This is a genomic window from Streptomyces canarius, assembly GCF_014650735.1.
Lineage (GTDB): Bacteria > Actinomycetota > Actinomycetes > Streptomycetales > Streptomycetaceae > Streptomyces > Streptomyces olivaceoviridis.
In genome coordinates, this window is sequence record NZ_BMVN01000003.1 from 130,152 (window position 1) to 146,616 (window position 16,465).

Sequence of the window (16,465 nt, forward strand, 5' to 3'; positions counted from 1 at the left end):
CAGCTCCCGCGAAGGGGCGCGGGGAGCCGCGCCCACGACCCCCACGCGCCCCACCGCCGAACCCCACGCCCTCAGGCGCCCCCGACAGCCGTCAGCAGGGCGAGCGGCGTTGCGGCGGACCGGGCCCCCCGCCCGCACGCGTGCGGATACGGCACCGGCGTACCGTGCGGAGCCCGCCCGTACCCCGCCAGCACCTCCGGCAACCGGTGCCCGCCCGCCGTCGCCGCGTCGATCAGCGCATGGGCGACCGTACGGGCCTCGTCATGCAGCCCGTACCGCGCCAGGCCCAGGGCGATCAGCGCGTTGTCATGGGGCCAGACGGACCCCCGGTGACAGGACAGCGGGTGGTACGCGGCCTGGCCGGAGGCCACCGTGCGGACGCCCCAGCCCGAGAAGAAGTCCGGCTCCAGCAGCCGCCGGCCCACCACCTCGCCGTACTCCTTGTCCAGCAGCCCCGACCACAGCAGATGCCCGGCGTCGGACGCCAGCGCGTCGATCTGCCGGCCCTGCCCGTCCAGCGCCAGCGCCGGGAAGCACTGCTCCCGCATCCAGAAGTCCCGCTGGAAACGGTCGCGGAGGTCGGCCGCCGCCTGTTCCAGCAGCGCGGCGTACGTCTCGTCGCCCCACACCGTCCGCGCCAGCCCGGCCGTGCGGCGCAGCGCGTCGTACGCGTAGCCCTGGGCGCCCGCCGCCATCACCGCGCCGGTGGGCCGGGTGCCGTCGGCGCAGCAGATCGCGCCGGGGGAGTCCTTCCAGTTCTGGTTGGCGAGGCCGCCCTCGTCGGCGCGGTAGACGAGATAGCCGCGCGAGGTCAGGCCGCCGTGGTCGAGCATCCAGCCGACGGCGGCCCGCGCGTGCGGCTCCAGGCGCCGGGCCGGCTCCGTGTCCCCCGTCCGCTCGACGTACGCGCCGAGCAGGATCAGGAACAGCGGGGTGGCGTCGACCGAGCCGTAGTAGCGGCCGAACGGCACCTGGCCGAAGTGGGCCAGCTCGCCGTGCCGTACCTCGTGCACGATCTTGCCGGGCTGGGCGACCGGGGACCGGCCGGAGCCGGTGGCCTGGGTCGCGGCCAGGGCGAGGAGCGTGGCGGCGGCCGGCCGGGGGTGGTACGGCAGGACGAACAGCGAGGTGAGGAGCGCGTCGCGGCCGAGCAGGGTGAGGAACCAGGGGGCGCCGGCCGCCGGCACGCGCAGGTCCTCGCCGTCCGGCCCGGTGACCGGGACCTGGAGCGCCGCCAGGTCGGCGAGGCCCCGGGCGCAGGCGGCGGCCAGCTCCGGCCAGCCGGTCGGGAAGGCCACGCCCTCCATGAAGCGGGCTTCCTCCGCGAGGAGGTGTTCCTGCACGGCGGCGGGGTCGCGGGGTACGCGCAGGGCGCGCTTCTCGCCGTGCGGGCGGGCGATCACCCGCAGCAGCAGCTCGGTCGTGCCGTGGGGCGCGAGGCCGAGGGTCCACACCAGGCGGCGGGCTCCGGTGCCGGTCTCCTCCACGGCGTCGGGGGCCGGGTCGGCCGTGATCGTCGTACAGGACCGCCACTCGGCGCGCCGGTAGGTGAACTCGATGCCGTCGGGGAGGACTTCGCGGGAGCGCAGGGCCCCGGGCTTGGCGTAGGTGCGGTGGTCCGAGCGGAGCTCGAACTGGTCGGTGAAGTCGGCGTCGACGGTGAGCGCGAGCCGTACGGTGGTGGGCACCGGGCGGTTGCTGGTGATCTTCACGGACTCCACGAACGAGCTGTCCCCGACGGCCTGTTCACGGAAGAGGGTGTACGCCGGGGGCTCCTGCCGGCCGCCGCGCGGGACCAGCACGCAGCGCGTCTCGTCCCCGTCCGTGACCGGGGTGAGCACCTCGGGCACCGCGCCGTCGAGGGTGAGCTGCCAGCGGCTGAGGTGCCGGGCGTCCCGGACGAACAACCCGTCCGGGGAGCTGCCGCCCCGCACCCCGCTGATGTCGCCGCGGTCGCCCACGGCGGCGAAGGTGGCGCCGTGCACGAGCAGATGATGCCGGTCCGTCATCCCCGGTGACCTCCTCTGTCACTCCTGTCGAACGTTCCGGTGTCCGTGGGGGGTACGACTCTTTGTATGCTCTTGTCCAGATGTTGACGTTCGTGCCGCACGGCCGGCCGGTGGCACAGGTCGAGCGCGAGGGCCGCCGTCCAGCCGAAGCCGGTGGCTCCGCAGGGCGCGCCGGTGTACGGGTCGACGTACTCCGCGAAACCGGTGGCGTCGGCGAGGTCCAGCACCGCCCGGCGCAGGGCCTCGGCCGCCGCCGTCTCGCCGTGCGTGCGCAGGCCGCGCTCCAGCAGCCAGCCCGTGTTGAACCACGCCGGTCCGCGCCAGTAGCGGTGCGGGTCGAAGGCCTCGCCGAGGAGGTCGTAACTGGGCACGAGCCGGGTGCGGTCACCGACCGAGAAGTGCGGTCCGCGCAGGGTACGGACGAGGGCGGCGGCGATGTCGCGGGGGAGGCCGGGCAGGATCAACGGCACCAGACCGGAGACAGCGCGCTCGGGAAGGAGACGGGAACCGGGGACACGCGGCTCGCCCCCGGCCCCGGAACCGGAGGCCCCGCGCCCGGTGACACCCCGCCCGGAACCCGAGGCACCGCGCCCGGAGAGGGCGCCCCCGGCCCGCAGGTCCCGGCACAGGAACATCCCCGTCTCCGCGTCCCACAGCCGCTCCACCAGCGTCGCCGTCAGCCGCTGCGCGCGGGCCCGGCGGGCGGAGCCGGTCGCGCCCAGTTCCTCGGCGATCCGGGCGAGCGCGTGCTCGGAGGCGATGAGGAGGGCGTTGAACGCCGGGTCCTCCACGGCGAACTCCCCGCCCCCGTCGGCGTACCCGGCGTCCCGGTAGTCCGCGGCCAGCCGCACGTACCGCCCGTAGTCCAGATCCGTCGGCCGGTCCTCGGCCGCGCCGTGGTCGAGGTCGGCGCGGCGGAAGGAGCGGGCCGGGGCCGGGGTGATCCGGGCCAGCGGGGCGTCCCAGCAGGGGCTGTTGTCCATGCCCTGCTCCCAGGGGTGGACCACGGACACCAGCCCGGCGCCGCCCAGGTCCCGGCGGTGCAGCAGGTACCGGTGCCAGGCGGCCAGCCGCGGGTGGACGCGGGCCAGGAAGCCGCGGGCCCGGGACAGTTCGGGGTCGGCGCGGTGCACCAGCCAGGCCGCCAGCGCGTGCACCGGTGGCTGCACGATGCCGGAGGTCTGTAGCGTGCGCGGGGCGCCCGCCGTGCGCCCGGCGGTGGCGGAGCGCCAGAAGTCGGGGCTCGGGAAGTACGCGTCGAGCGGTACGGAGGGGTTGAACACGATGTGCGGGACGCGACCGTCGCCCCACTGGGCCGCGAGCAGCGTCTCCAGTTCCGTCTGCGCCCGCCGCGGCGAGACGTGGCGCAGCCCGATGGCGATGAACGCGGAGTCCCAGGACCACTGGTGCGGATACAGGTCGCGGGAGGGCACCGTCGACGCGCCGGTCCAGTTCGCCTCCAGCACCCGGGCGGCCCTCGTGCGCAGGGACGCCGTCGTGGCCGGGGTGGTGGCCGTGGCCGGTGGGTCGTATGCCGTCTCGTACGGGGTGGAACGGGCAGTGAGCTGGGCGGTGCGATCCACTCGGGGCTCCCCGAAGACGTCCGGCCGACGCGGTTCTGCCCCGGCCACCGTAGGGTTACGTCTATTTAACACGCAAAACTCAATATGTAATGCAGACTGGAGAAGCACAAGGGGGTGCGCATGACCGGACGTCCGGGGAGGACCGGCAGGAGCGGGAGCCAGGCGGGTGCCGGCGATCTGCTCGAACTGGTGCGCAGCGGGCGGGCCGTGACGCGCGGCGCGCTCCAGCAGGCGACCGGACTGTCCCGGGCCACCGTCGGCCAGCGCCTGGACCGGCTGTTCCGGGCGGGCTGGCTGCGCGAGGGCGCCGGCGGCCCGGTCGGCTCGCCGCTCGGCGGACGCCCCTCCGTCACCCTGGAGTTCGACGGCTCCCACGCGGTGGTCCTCGCCGCCGACCTGGACACCCGGCACGCCCGCGCGGCCGTCCTCACCCTGACCGGCGAGATCCTCGCCGAGCAGGCCGGCACGCTGGTGGTCGAGGACGGCCCCGACGCCGTGCTGGGCGAGCTGGGCCACTGGTTCGCCGAGCTGCTGGCCAAGGCGGGGCGCCGCGCCGAGGAGGTGTGCGGGATCGGGCTGGCGGTGCCGGGCCCGGTGGACAGCGAGACCGGCCGGGTGGTCCAGCCGCCGATCATGCCGGGCTGGGACGGCTACGACATACGGGGCCGCCTCTCCCGCGCCCTCACCGACCGCACCGGGGCCCCCGCGGTGCCGGTCCTGGTCGACAACGACGCCAACCTCATGGCGTACGGCGAACAGCGCACCGGACACCCCGGCTGCACGGCCTTCGTGCTGGTCAAGGTGTCCACCGGCATCGGGGCCGGGGTGATCGTGGACGGTTCGGTCTACCGGGGCGTCGACGGCGGCGCGGGCGACATCGGGCACATCCGGGTCGGCGCCGACGCGCTGTGCCGGTGCGGCTCGTACGGCTGTCTCGCGGCGGTCGCGAGCGGGGGTGCCGTGGCCCGCCGGCTGGCCGCGTCCGGGGTGCCGGCCGCCTCCGGTTCGGACGTGCGGGACCTGCTGGCCGCCGGGCACCCGGAGGCCGCCGCGCTGGCCCGGGAGGCCGGGCGGCAGGTCGGGGACGTGCTGGCGACGGTCGTGACCCTGCTCAACCCGGGCGTGCTGATGATCGCGGGCGATCTGGCCGGAACGCCCTTCCTGACCGGCGTGCGCGAGCTGCTCTACCAGCGGGCGCTGCCCCGCTCCACGGCCCACCTGGACGTCGTCACCTCGCGGCTCGGCGACCGGGCCGGGCTCATCGGCGCCGGCGCGCTGGTGGTGGAGCACCTGTACGCGCCGGACCGGGTGGAGCAGCGGCTGTCGGAGATGGGTGTGTGACAGGGGTGTTTCCGCCGCCGACGGGTGTCCGCCGAGCGGTCCGCATGGTGAAACGGAGCGGTCTGTGGCAGCGTGATTCTCGCCACCCTTGATAAGGGTCGCGCTCAGATGAGCGGATCATGCGCGGCTGCACTTCCTCAAGGGGTGGCACTCGGTGCCACCCCTTGATCGTTCATCGATCGAAATCAGTCGTGCCGGGGCCCGCTCATCTGAGCATAAAACTGCACCTGTAGGCACTGCCGTCTTCAAGAAGTGAAAACATACGGCCGGCTTCGCTTGCCAAGCCTTGACTTTCGATCCGCTGGCGGACGAGTGGTTACAGGCGCATGACGCGCAAGTGGACGTACCCAGGCACCTTCGATCTGGGTATGTTCCTGGCCATCAGGGCAGCCACCGTGGCCTCAAGGAGTCGAGACCCGTGTCGGAAAACAAAGAACCCCAGGCAGCGAAGTTCGTTTACGACTTCACCGAGGGCAACAAGGACCTCAAGGACCTGCTCGGCGGCAAGGGTGCCAATCTCGCCGAGATGACCAACCTGGGTCTCCCGGTCCCTCCCGGCTTCACGATCACCACGGAGGCCTGCAAGGTCTACCTGGAGAGCGGCGAGGAGCCCGCGGACTTGCGTGACGAGGTGAGTGCGCACCTCGAAGCCCTCGAAGCGAAGATGGGCAAGAAGCTCGGCCAGGCCGACGACCCGCTGCTGGTCTCCGTCCGCTCCGGCGCCAAGTTCTCCATGCCCGGCATGATGGACACGGTCCTGAACATCGGTCTGTCGGACAAGTCGGTGCAGGGCCTGGCGGCCCAGGCCGGCGACGAGCGGTTCGCCTGGGACTCCTACCGCCGCCTCGTCCAGATGTTCGGCAAGACCGTCCTCGGCGTCGACGGCGACCTCTTCGAGGAGGCCCTGGACAAGGCGAAGGCGGCCAAGAAGGTCACGGTCGACACCGACCTGGAGGCCGCGGACCTGAAGAAGCTGGTCACCACCTTCAAGAAGATCGTCAAGAAGGAGGCCGGCCGGGACTTCCCGCAGGACCCGCGCGAGCAGATGGACCTCGCCATCAAGGCGGTCTTCGACTCCTGGAACGGCGACCGCGCCAAGCTGTACCGCCGTCAGGAGCGCATCCCGCACGACCTGGGCACGGCCGTCAACGTCTGCTCGATGGTCTTCGGCAACCTGGGCCCCGACTCCGGCACCGGCGTCGCCTTCACCCGCGACCCCGCCTCCGGCCACCAGGGCGTCTACGGCGACTACCTCCAGAACGCCCAGGGCGAGGACGTGGTCGCGGGCATCCGCAACACCGTGCCGCTCGCCGAGCTGGAGCGGATCGACAAGACGTCGTACGACCAGCTCATGCGGATCATGGAGACCCTGGAGAACCACTACAAGGATCTCTGCGACATCGAGTTCACCATCGAGCGCGGCCAGCTCTGGATGCTCCAGACGCGCGTCGGCAAGCGCACGGCGGGCGCGGCCTTCCGCATCGCCACCCAGCTGGTGGACCAGGGCCTCATCGACGAGACGGAGGCGCTCCAGCGCGTCACCGGCGCCCAGCTCGCCCAGCTGATGTTCCCGCGCTTCGACGAGCAGGCGAAGGTCGAGCAGGTCGCGCGGGGCATCGCGGCCTCGCCGGGCGCGGCGGTCGGCAAGGCGGTCTTCGACTCGTACACGGCGGTGAAGTGGTCACGCTCGGGCGAGAAGGTGATCCTGGTCCGCCGGGAGACCAACCCCGACGACCTGGACGGCATGATCGCGGCCGAGGGCATCCTCACCTCCCGCGGCGGCAAGACCTCCCACGCGGCCGTGGTCGCCCGCGGCATGGGCAAGACCTGTGTCTGCGGCGCGGAGGAGCTGGAGGTCGACACCAAGCGCCGCCGTATGACGGTCCCCGGCGGACACGTCGTGGAGGAGGGCGACCTGATCTCCATCGACGGCTCGTCCGGCAAGGTCTACCTGGGCGAGGTCCCGGTCGTCCCCTCTCCCGTCGTGGAGTACTTCGAGGGCCGCATGCACCCGGGCGCCGACGACGCCGACGAGCTGGTCGAGGCGGTCCACCGCATGATGGCCTTCGCCGACCGCAAGCGCCGGCTGCGGGTGCGCGCCAACGCGGACAACGCCGAGGACGCGCTGCGGGCGCGCCGCTTCGGCGCCCAGGGCATCGGCCTGTGCCGCACGGAGCACATGTTCCTCGGTGACCGCCGTGAGCTGGTCGAACGCCTCATCCTGGCCGACACGCAGGAGGAGCGCGAGGAGTCCCTGAAGGCCCTGCTGCCCTTGCAGAAGAAGGACTTCGTCGAACTCTTCGAGGCGATGGACGGCCTCCCGGTGACGATCCGTCTGCTGGACCCGCCGCTGCACGAGTTCCTCCCCGACATCACGGAACTCTCCGTCCGCGTGGCCCTGGCGGAGTCCCGCCAGGAGCCGCACGAGAACGAGCTGCGCCTGCTCCAGGCCGTACACCGCCTGCACGAGCAGAACCCGATGCTGGGTCTGCGCGGCGTACGCCTGGGCCTGGTCATCCCCGGCCTGTTCACCATGCAGGTCCGCGCCATCGCGGAGGCGGCGGCCGAGCGCAAGACGGCCAAGGGCGACCCGCGTGCGGAGATCATGATCCCGCTGGTCGGTACGGTCCAGGAGCTGGAGATCGTCCGCGAGGAGGCGGACCGGGTCATCGCCGAGGTCGAGGCGGCGACCGGTACGAAGCTGAAGCTGGCGATCGGCACGATGATCGAGCTGCCGCGAGCCGCCCTCACGGCCGGTCAGATCGCGGAGGCGGCGGAGTTCTTCTCCTTCGGCACGAACGACCTGACCCAGACGGTGTGGGGCTTCAGCCGGGACGACGTGGAGGCCTCGTTCTTCACGGCGTACCTGGAGAAGGGCATCTTCGGCGTCAGCCCGTTCGAGACGATCGACAAGGACGGCGTCGGCTCCCTGGTGAAGGCGGCGGCCGAGGCGGGCCGCCGGACCCGTCCCGACCTCAAGCTCGGCGTCTGCGGCGAGCACGGCGGTGACCCGGAGTCGGTCCACTTCTTCCACGAGGCCGGCCTGGACTACGTCTCCTGCTCCCCGTTCCGCATCCCGGTCGCCCGCCTGGAAGCGGGCCGCGCGGCCACCCAGTCGGCGGGCAGCGACCACCGCTGACCCACCCGGTCCCCGGAGCCGCCGTCGGTCCCCGACCCTCACCGATCGGCGGCGGCCCCGGCGCACGAAAGAGGAGGGGCGGCACCCCAGTGCGGGGGGTGTCGCCCCTCTGTGCGGTGCGGCCGCGTCACCCGCTCCGCTCGACGGCCTCGAAGATGTCGGCGTCGGTCTCCTGCTGCCACTCGGGAAGGTCGCCCCAGCCGGCGACGTACCCCGGCTTCGGGTCCTCGAAGTGCTGGTACATCTGGGCCGCCCAGCACACCGCGACGAACTGACCCTTCTGTTCGCGGCTCAGGCGAGCGGAGCGCCCCGCGCTGACGCGGACGAGTTCCCGGACCTGGCCGCACACGGCAGAGGCCGCCGCCCGCTCCCACTCGGGCGTCTCCTCCCAAGGCGTCACATAACTGGGCTTCGGCTCGCCCGGGAAGTGCTTGCGCACACCGGCGATCCAGGCCTCCCGGAAGATCCGGCCGTCCTCACTCATGAAGTTCCCTTCGTCAGGCGGCACGCGACAGCGCCGCGATCCGCTGGTGCAGTTCTGAAACTCGGGAATCGGCAGGCAGCGCGGTGAGCCGCGGACACAGACCGCTGAGCTTGGTGGACAGGTATCCCGAGTGCGTCTGTCCCGCCACGCCAAGAGCCTTGTCGGCGTAGTGCACTACCTGGTCGACGTCACCCCGATGGGCTCCTGCCGCAGCGAGATCGACCAGGACGGCACCACGCCGTCGTGGGCTCAACTCCTCTGCCAGCGCAGATGCCAGCGCGTTCTCGGCGATATCGGGGCGACCGAGTGTCACGTAGCAGGCTCCGCGTTCTTCGGCAAGACGCGAGCCGTCGAACCGGAGCCATCCGCCGTTGTGCATCTGGCCGCTCAGGGTGTGCACCTCCTCAGCGGCGTCGAGAGCGCGGACGCACGCGTCGAAGTCGCCCAAGGCGGCATGCACCTCCGCCTGAACGGCGGACACCCAGTATCGAGTGGAAAGAGTGCTGTCGCCCAGACGAGCGATGCGCGAGGCTGCCGACAACAGTGGTACCGCCGACGCAGCCCGACCCGCGTACAACTCGACGTAGGCGTGCCGCGTCATAGCGCAGGCCCACAGGTCGTACGCACACGCCTCCTTCGCCGCGCTTGCGGCCAGGGTGTAGCAGTGCGCGGACAAGGCGTCGTCACGTGCGTCGAAGAACAACTCTCCGGCCAACTGGTAGAGATCGGCGACCCGCACATTGAGGCGCTCGCGTTCGGTACCGCCATGTGCGACTTCGATCTCGGCGGCGAGCGCTGCCAGTTGATGCCGAACAATCGGATAGAGCGTGTGTTTGTCTCCGGTGAGGCCGTAGACCCGCCACAGCTGCTGAATCACCTCCTCTCCTGTGCCCGGTACGGCGGCGGAGCCCCGCCCCGGGGCAGCAGAGATGGAGGCTTCGGGTAGGGCGACGAGCGCACTCGTGGCGGCGAGTAGTCCAAGGAGGTCGCGGCGTCTCATATCGACAGGATCGCCGAATGAAGCGGGGTACGAGGTGCCCTCGGGGGCGGCCGTGACCGTCTTCACTGAGAAGAGGAGCTGGTCAAGGTTGGCTCGGGTCACGCCTAAGAGCGCCGCCATCTTGGGGCGCTGGTACGGCCGTGGTGCTGAGCGCCCTCCCTCCCACCGTACGACCGTGGACGTGGCCACTCCCAGGAGGGCGGCGAATTCTTCTTGAGAGTAGCCCCGTGCCACCCGTTGATCAGCGAGCTCTCGCCGTCTGGCCATCATCGCCTCCCCTGCCTGATCAGATCGTCGCAGATCACAGCGTCTGCGCGGGGACAGTGCCTGGGAAACGCCCAGGCTTCGCTCTGGGTGCCGGGCACGCACTGCGGTTGTGTGGTCACCACCGCCGGGAGCGTGGCCGCGCACGGCGGTGGTGAAGCAGACGGCCGTCCGCACTCGTGGAGGACGGCTTCCACCTGGAGGGACCAAGTCCGTGCACGAAGCTGCTGCCAGACCTGGGGCGACAGGCGTTCCCAGCTATTCGGAAACGATGCCGTGTGAGCCGGAGTCCGCCCGGCGCGCCCGGTTGCTCATCGCCTCCGCTCTGAGTGCTTGGGCCATAGAGGAACTGGTGGACGCAGCAACGCTGGTCGTTGACGAATTGCTGACGAACACGATTGAGCACACCCGCTGTCGTGCCAGCCGGATCACCATCCGCCGACTCACCGAAGACCGCGTACGAATCGGCGTCTCAGACACCTGCCGAGATTTGCCCGACATGAGGCAGCCCGGTTCGGGTGCAGAGAGTGGCCGAGGCCTTGTCCTGGTCGACGCCCTGTGTGACCGATGGGGGTACGACCAGCACCGGACATGGAAGGTCGTATGGGCAGAACTACGCCTGAAGGCCACGCAGTGAGGCAGCGGATCGAGGTCATCCTCTACGTCGTGCTCGTCATGGTCCTGGCTCTCTCCGTGGTGAGGTACGCGGAGTCCGGCTAGGAGCCGAAGGTTTCGGTCGGAAGGACCTCGGCCGGCCACCTGTCGCCTGGCGACAAGAGGACCGGGCCGGCCTTGCTGCTGGTCACCGGGGCCACGTCGCCTGTGGGACGAGATCGAGGCGGCCTACCGGTGGTGGGAGGACCGGGGCCGACCGTCGCGGGACCGGTTCGGGCCGACCGTTGATCGAGACGGACAGCGCGTGTGGCTGGAGGCCCCGGACACCTGCGTGTCCGTTGTCGGTCGAGTAAGCCCGCGCCCCGCTGTCGGCGCCCTCGGTGGCGGGGCACTGCGCTGTTGGACGGGCCCGCCCGCCCATTGCGATCGGACCCGGTGACACACGGCCGCAACTCGTCTTTCGTAATCGGCGGGCATGGTTGATCGTTGGGCCGTGCATCGGTGACGGACGTCAGGGGGCACGATGACGATCAGGCGTAGGGATCTGCTGGCCGCAGGCGTGGGTGCCGGGGTGCTCACGGCCTGCGGGTCCAACACCGGCCGGGGCGGCGGTGGTTCGGGGCCGGAGCTGGCGCAGTGGTACCACCAGTACGGGGAGCCCGGCACCGAGCGGGCCGTGCGGCGGTACGCCGCCGGCTTCAAGAAGGCGCGCGTCTCGGTGCAGTGGCGGCCGGGGAACTACGACCAGCAGACCGCCGCCGCGCTGCTCACCGACTCCGGGCCCGATGTCTTCGAGGTCAACGGGCCCACCCTCGACCAGATCCGGGGCGGACAGGTGCTCGACCTCACCGAGCTGGTGGCGGAGGTGAAGGAGGACTTCAATCCGGCCGTGCTCACGCCGAAGACCCACGACGGCAGGGTGTACGCCATTCCGCAGGTCATCGACATGCAGATGCTCTACTACCGCAAGAGCCTGCTGGCGGACGCCGGTGTCGAGCCGCCCACCACCCTCGACGCCCTGGTGGACGCCGCGCACCGGCTCACCAGCGGCAAGGTGAAGGGGCTCTTCCTCGGGAACGACGGGGGAGCGGGCGTGCTCGGGGGGACCCCCCTCTACGCGGCCGGATTCCGGTTCGTCGGCGACGACGGCGAGGTCGGCTTCGACGATCCCGCCGCCGCCCGCACCCTCGGCAAGCTGCACCGGCTGTGCGCCGACAAGTCCCTGCTCCTCGGCGCGCCCAGCGACTGGGCGGACCCGTCCGCCTTCGTGCAGGGGCTGACCGCGATGCAGTGGACCGGGCTGTGGGCGCTGCCGCGGGTCCGCGAGGAACTCGGTGACGATTTCGGGGTGCTGCCCTTCCCGCGGGACGGCAGCCAGGGGCGGCCCTCCGTGCCCGTCGGTGCGTACGGCGCCGCCGTCAGCGCCCGCAGCCGGCACAAGGAGACGGCCAAACGGTACGTGAAGTGGCTCTGGGTCGAACGCACCGACCACCAGGAGGACTTCGCGCTCTCCTACGGGTTCCACATCCCCGCCCGGATCTCCCTAGCCGAGAAGGCCACCGCCCTCAAGGACGGTCCCGCCGCCGACGCCGTCCGCTTCACCACCGACCACGGCTACGCCCAGCCGCTGCTGTGGACCCCGGCGAGCCAGACCGCCTACCAGGACGCGCTCAGCCGGATCATCAAGGACGGGGCCGGTCCGGAGCGGGAACTGCGGGCCGTCGTACGGAAGGTGTCGGCCGAACTCGACCGTGTGAAGAAGACGTCGTGAGGCGGCGCGGGGCGCTGTGGTTCTGGGTGTTCGTCGGGCCGTTCGCGCTCGGGCTCGCGCTGTTCACGTACGTCCCGCTGCTGTGGAGCGTGACGCTCAGCTTCTTCGACGCGCACAACACGGTCACGCCCACGCGCTTCGTCGGGCTGGACAACTACACGGCCATGCTGCGGGACCGGGCGTTCGTGGACAGCCTGAAGACGTTCCTCGTCTTCACGGCCTTCATCGTGCCCGTCACCTACGTCTTCTCCCTCTCCCTCGCCCTGATGGTCAATCGGCTCAGGACCGCCCGGGCCTTCTTCCGGTCCGTGTTCTTCCTGCCGGCCGCGTGCAGTTATGTCGTGGCCGCGCTCATCTGGAAGATGTCGCTCTTCAGCGGGGTCCGGTTCGGGCTGGCCAACAGCGTGCTGGGGTGGTTCGGCGGCGACAGCGTCGCCTGGCTGTCCACCACCGATCCGCCCTGGTACTGGCTGGTCATCGTCACCGTACGGCTGTGGCTCCAGGCCGGGTTCTACATGATCCTGTTCCTCGCCGGGCTCCAGCGGATCGACCCGGCGCTGTACGAGGCGGCGGCCGTGGACGGGGCCCGGCCCGGCTGGACGGTGCTGCGGCACATCACCCTGCCCCAGCTGCGGGCCACCTCGGTCGCGGTGGTGCTGCTGCTCGTCGTCAGCGCCTTCCAGGCCTTCGACGAGTTCTACAACCTGCTGTCCGACGCCCGGGGCTATCCGCCGTACGCCAGGCCGCCGCTGGTCTACCTCTACTACACCGCCCTCGGGCAGGGGCAGAACCTCGGGCTCGGCAGCGCGGGCGCGGTGATCCTCGCGCTGGTCATCGCCGTCGTCACGCTGGGGCAGGCGCGCTGGTTGCGGCTGGGGAGGACGGACGCCGATGGATGACGCCCTGGTGCGGGCCGGGCGGGCGCTGCGGCTGGTGCTGCTGATCGCGCTCGCCCTGCTCTTCCTGATCCCCTTCTACCTGCTCGTGCGCAACGGGCTGGCCGGCGAGGAGGACATCACCTCCCCCGAGTGGACCTTCTTCCCCCGCCAGGTGCGGTGGGGGAACGTCGGCGAGCTGTTCGCCGATCCGTCCGTGCCCTTCGCCCGGTCCCTGCTCAACTCCGCGCTGATCGCCGTCGCCACCACCTTCGGCACCCTGCTCCTCGCCTCCCTCGCGGGCTACGGCCTCGCCCGCATCCCCTACCGCCACGCGAACAAGGTCTTCTACGCCGTCCTGGGCACCCTGCTGGTCCCGGCGGCCGTCACCTTCGTGCCCAGCTTCGTGCTGGTGTCGTCCCTCGGCTGGATCTCCACCCTGCGCGGACTGATCGTCCCGACGCTGTTCCCGGCCTTCGCCTGCTTCGTCTTCCGGCAGTACTTCCTCGGTTTCCCCCGTGAGCTGGAGGACGCGGCGCAGGTGGACGGGCTCGGGTACTGGCGGACGTACTGGCTCGTCGTCGTACCCAACGCCCGTCCGGTGTTCGCGGCCGTCGGGACCATCGTGTTCCTCGGCGCGTGGAACTCCTTCCTGTGGCCGCTGGTGATCGGGCAGGACCAGAGCGCCTGGACGGTGCAGGTGGCCCTGTCCTCGTTCACCACCGCCCAGGTCGTGCGGCTGCACGAGCTGTTCGTCGCGGCGGCCGTGTCGATCCTGCCGCTGCTCCTGGTGTTCCTGTGCTTCCAGCGCTGGATCGTGGCCGGGGTGGAGCGGTCCGGGATCGACTGACGGGAGTCAGGGCTCAGGCCGTGACGCCGCCGTCGACCACGAGGTCGGTGCCGACCACCGAGGCCGCGTCGTCCGAGGCCAGGTACAGCACGGCGGCGGCCACCTCGGCGACGGTGGAGACCCGGCCGAGCGGCACCTCGGTGCGCATGCGCGCGTCCCGGCCGGCCTCGGTCTCCCCGTCCCGGAACGACATGTCCGTGGCGGTGGGGCCGGGGCTGACCGCGTTGATGCGCACGCCGTCGGCGATGTGGTCCAGGGCGGCGGCGCGGGTGAGGACGGAGACGGCCGCCTTGCTGACCGCGTAGCCGGCGGTGCCGGGCAGCCGGCTGTGCACGCCGATCCGGGAGGCGATGTTCACGATGGCACCGCCGCCCGGCTGCGTCCGCATCCGTGCGATCTCGGCCTGGAGGGCGAGGAGGACACCGGTGACGTTGATGTCGAGCATCCGGCGCCACTCCTCCTCGGCCAGGTCGCCCACGGACCGCCCCCGGCCCTGAAGCACCCCGGCGTTGTTCACGGCCACGTCCAGCGAGCCGAACCGGTCCACGGCGGCGTCCACCAGGGCTCGCAGGTCGTCGGCGCGGGAGACGTCGGCGGTGACGGCGAGCCCCTTGCCGCCCTCGGCCTCGATCAGCGCCACGGTCTCGTCCAGCGGGTCCCGGCGCCGGCCGGCGACGACGACGCGGGCGCCCTCCCGGGCCAGGGCGAGGGCCACCCCGCGGCCGATGCCGGAGCCGGCGCCGGTGACGAGGGCGGTCCGGCCGGTGAAGCGGTGCGTCATGGTGAGGTTCCCTTTTCTTGACCGAACGGTTCAGTTTGAGGTCGCGCACAACGGCGGGACCCGCGCGGGCGCGCTGTCAGTCCAGCAGGGCCAGGGCCTGCTCCGCCGCGTCCCGGACCCTGGCCGGGTCCGCCGAGGCCTTGCCGACCACCCGCAGGCCCTGGAGCAGGACCAGCAGCATGCGCGCGAGGGTCAGCGGGTCGCGGTCCCCGGCCAGTTCGCCCTGCGCCCGGGCGCGCACGAGGGCGGAGTGCAGCAGGGTCTCGACGGTGTCCCAGCTGCGCTCCACCCGGCGGGCGGCCTCGCGGTCGTGCGGGGCCAGTTCGACCGCCGTGTTGGTGACCAGGCAGCCCTGCTCCCGGGTCGCCTCGGCGGTGGCCTCGGCGGCGAACCGCCGGACCAGCCCGCGCACGGCCGGCAGCACCGGGCCGGGCCGGGACAGCTCGCGCGTCAGCACCGGGTCCTGCGTCTGCCCGTACCGGTCCAGGGCCCGCAGGTACAGCTCGTGCTTGCTGCCGAAGGTGGCGTACAGGCTGGCCCTGCCGATGCCCAGGTGCCCGACCAGGTCAGCCATCGACGTCGCCTCGTAGCCGCGCCGCCAGAACAGCTCCAGGGCCGACTGGAGCGCTGCGTCGGGGTCGAATTCCTTGGTCCTGGCCATGCGGGCAGCGTAGGTTTATCTGAACCGTTCGGTCAAGAACCGGCGTCGGTCACCGGGCGCCCGCGCGCGGTCCGGCCCCCGGTGGCAGCATGGAAGACCATGCGCGCCGCGTACATCCAGGAACTGGGTCCCCCGGACGTCATCCGGTACGGCGAGCTGCCCGCGCCCCGCCCCGGCCCGACCGACGTCCTGGTGGACGTGCTCGCCACCGCCGTGGACCCGGTGGACGCCTTCGTCCGGTCGGGGGTCTTCGTCACGGCCGTGGACTTCCCGTTCGTCATCGGCCGTGACCTGGTGGGGACGGTCGCGCGGGCGGGACCCGGCGTGACCGGCTTCCGGGCCGGCGACCGCGTGTGGTGCAACAGCCTCGGGCACGAGGGGCGGCAGGGCGCGGCGGCCGAGCAGGCGGTGGTGGCGGCCGACCGGCTCTACCCCCTGCCCGACGGCGTCGATGCGGACCTCGCCGTGGCCGCGCTGCACCCGGCCGCCACCGCGTACCTCGCCCTGTTCGTCCACGGCCGGCTCCGCCTCGGCGAGACCGTGCTGGTCGCGGGTGCCGCGGGCAACGTCGGCAGCGCCCTGGTGACGTTCGCCGCGCGGGCGGGGGCCCGGGTCCTCGCCACGGCCGCCGCACGGGACGCCGGGTACTGCGCCGGGTCGGGCGCGGCCGAGGTGTTCGACTACCGCGACCCGGAGCTGACCGGGAGGATCCGCCGGGCGGCGCCGGCCGGTGTCGACGTGTACCTGGACACGGCGGGCGTGAACGACCTGGAGACCTCGGTCGGCCTGCTCGCCCGCCGGGGCCGGGTGGTGCTGCTCGCCGGTGCCGGGACCCGGCCCGTGCTGCCCGCCGGACCGCTGTACATGAACGGCGGCTCCGTCGTGGGCTTCGTCATCTCGCACGCGACGACCGTCGAACTCGCCGCCGCCGCGACCGCCGTCAACGACCTGCTGGCGCGGGGCCTGCTGCGCCCCCGGAACGTGGAGGTGCTCCCGCTGGGCGCCGCCGCCGAGGCGCACGCGCGGATGGAGAGCGGGGAGCTGCGGGGCCGCCGGGTCGTGCTGCGCACGGACCTGACCTGACCTGGCCCG

The 16,465-nt window shown here is 72.0% G+C and carries 13 protein-coding genes; 7 read left to right on the forward strand and 6 right to left on the reverse strand.

What is annotated here, in order from left to right; translation table 11 throughout:
- Positions 1-71: 71 nt before the first annotated feature.
- Positions 72-2,009 carry an amylo-alpha-1,6-glucosidase gene (locus IE294_RS05265; protein WP_189882733.1) on the reverse strand — a complete coding sequence of 646 codons (1,938 nt, stop codon included), beginning with the start codon at positions 2,007-2,009 and terminating at the stop codon, positions 72-74.
- A complete protein-coding gene (locus tag IE294_RS05270; protein WP_189882735.1) occupies positions 2,006-3,592 on the reverse strand; it encodes an MGH1-like glycoside hydrolase domain-containing protein in 1,587 nt (528 codons plus the stop codon). Before IE294_RS05270 ends, IE294_RS05265 begins: the two co-directional genes overlap by 4 nt.
- A gap of 120 nt (positions 3,593-3,712) precedes the next feature.
- Here IE294_RS05270 and IE294_RS05275 point away from each other — a divergent pair, with 120 nt between their 5' ends.
- Both IE294_RS05275 and ppdK read left to right on the forward strand, forming a co-directional pair.
- Complete coding sequence (locus IE294_RS05275; protein ID WP_189882737.1) at positions 3,713-4,933, forward strand: ROK family protein; 1,221 nt, start codon at positions 3,713-3,715, stop codon at positions 4,931-4,933.
- 418 nt (positions 4,934-5,351) lie between these two features.
- Positions 5,352-8,072: a pyruvate, phosphate dikinase gene (ppdK, locus tag IE294_RS05280; RefSeq protein ID WP_189882739.1), complete on the forward strand. Its 2,721-nt coding sequence runs from the start codon at positions 5,352-5,354 to the stop codon at positions 8,070-8,072.
- Between the two features lie 127 nt (positions 8,073-8,199).
- On the opposite strand, the gene IE294_RS05285 is transcribed toward ppdK, so the two are convergent.
- Together IE294_RS05285 and IE294_RS05290 are read right to left on the reverse strand one after the other, a co-directional pair.
- Complete coding sequence (locus tag IE294_RS05285) at positions 8,200-8,556, reverse strand: hypothetical protein (protein WP_189882741.1); 357 nt, start codon at positions 8,554-8,556, stop codon at positions 8,200-8,202.
- A gap of 13 nt (positions 8,557-8,569) precedes the next feature.
- Positions 8,570-9,826, reverse strand: a complete 1,257-nt coding sequence (locus IE294_RS05290; RefSeq protein ID WP_189882743.1) for a helix-turn-helix domain-containing protein — start codon at positions 9,824-9,826, stop codon at positions 8,570-8,572.
- Between the two features lie 265 nt (positions 9,827-10,091).
- Between IE294_RS05290 and IE294_RS05295 the strand changes: the two genes are divergently transcribed.
- From IE294_RS05295 to IE294_RS05310, 4 genes are all read left to right on the forward strand, one after another.
- The gene (locus IE294_RS05295; protein ID WP_189883343.1) at positions 10,092-10,457 is read left to right on the forward strand and encodes an ATP-binding protein; all 366 of its coding nucleotides are present in this window, start codon (positions 10,092-10,094) and stop codon (positions 10,455-10,457) included.
- 501 nt (positions 10,458-10,958) lie between these two features.
- Positions 10,959-12,206 (forward strand): ABC transporter substrate-binding protein, encoded by a 1,248-nt coding sequence (locus tag IE294_RS05300; RefSeq protein ID WP_189882745.1) that lies wholly within the window; start codon positions 10,959-10,961, stop codon positions 12,204-12,206.
- Positions 12,203-13,105 (forward strand): carbohydrate ABC transporter permease, encoded by a 903-nt coding sequence (locus IE294_RS05305; RefSeq protein ID WP_189882747.1) that lies wholly within the window; start codon positions 12,203-12,205, stop codon positions 13,103-13,105. The genes IE294_RS05300 and IE294_RS05305 overlap by 4 nt, the downstream gene beginning before the upstream one ends.
- Positions 13,098-13,931: a carbohydrate ABC transporter permease gene (locus tag IE294_RS05310; RefSeq protein ID WP_189882749.1), complete on the forward strand. Its 834-nt coding sequence runs from the start codon at positions 13,098-13,100 to the stop codon at positions 13,929-13,931. The genes IE294_RS05305 and IE294_RS05310 overlap by 8 nt, the downstream gene beginning before the upstream one ends.
- A 13-nt stretch (positions 13,932-13,944) precedes the next feature.
- On the opposite strand, the gene IE294_RS05315 is transcribed toward IE294_RS05310, so the two are convergent.
- Positions 13,945-14,712, reverse strand: coding sequence for an SDR family NAD(P)-dependent oxidoreductase (locus IE294_RS05315; RefSeq protein WP_189882751.1), 768 nt, complete (start codon positions 14,710-14,712; stop codon positions 13,945-13,947).
- A gap of 76 nt (positions 14,713-14,788) precedes the next feature.
- Complete coding sequence (locus IE294_RS05320; protein ID WP_189882753.1) at positions 14,789-15,373, reverse strand: TetR/AcrR family transcriptional regulator; 585 nt, start codon at positions 15,371-15,373, stop codon at positions 14,789-14,791.
- Positions 15,374-15,472: 99 nt separating this feature from the next.
- Between IE294_RS05320 and IE294_RS05325 the strand changes: the two genes are divergently transcribed.
- Positions 15,473-16,456: an NADPH:quinone reductase gene (locus tag IE294_RS05325; RefSeq protein ID WP_189882755.1), complete on the forward strand. Its 984-nt coding sequence runs from the start codon at positions 15,473-15,475 to the stop codon at positions 16,454-16,456.
- The last annotated feature ends 9 nt before the right edge of the window (positions 16,457-16,465 follow it).

What these genes read in the sequence shown, in the direction of transcription:
- IE294_RS05310 (WP_189882749.1), top strand. Translation starts at nt 13,098, where the DNA reads ATGGATGACGCCCTGGTGCGGGCCGGGCGGGCGCTGCGGCTGGTGCTG.
- IE294_RS05325 (WP_189882755.1), top strand. Translation starts at nt 15,473, where the DNA reads ATGCGCGCCGCGTACATCCAGGAACTGGGTCCCCCGGACGTCATCCGG.
- IE294_RS05295 (WP_189883343.1), top strand. Translation starts at nt 10,092, where the DNA reads ATGCCGTGTGAGCCGGAGTCCGCCCGGCGCGCCCGGTTGCTCATCGCC.
- IE294_RS05315 (WP_189882751.1), bottom strand. Translation starts at nt 14,712, where the DNA reads ATGACGCACCGCTTCACCGGCCGGACCGCCCTCGTCACCGGCGCCGGC.
- IE294_RS05285 (WP_189882741.1), bottom strand. Translation starts at nt 8,556, where the DNA reads ATGAGTGAGGACGGCCGGATCTTCCGGGAGGCCTGGATCGCCGGTGTG.
- IE294_RS05275 (WP_189882737.1), top strand. Translation starts at nt 3,713, where the DNA reads ATGACCGGACGTCCGGGGAGGACCGGCAGGAGCGGGAGCCAGGCGGGT.
- IE294_RS05320 (WP_189882753.1), bottom strand. Translation starts at nt 15,373, where the DNA reads ATGGCCAGGACCAAGGAATTCGACCCCGACGCAGCGCTCCAGTCGGCC.
- IE294_RS05300 (WP_189882745.1), top strand. Translation starts at nt 10,959, where the DNA reads ATGACGATCAGGCGTAGGGATCTGCTGGCCGCAGGCGTGGGTGCCGGG.
- IE294_RS05290 (WP_189882743.1), bottom strand. Translation starts at nt 9,826, where the DNA reads ATGATGGCCAGACGGCGAGAGCTCGCTGATCAACGGGTGGCACGGGGC.
- IE294_RS05265 (WP_189882733.1), bottom strand. Translation starts at nt 2,009, where the DNA reads ATGACGGACCGGCATCATCTGCTCGTGCACGGCGCCACCTTCGCCGCC.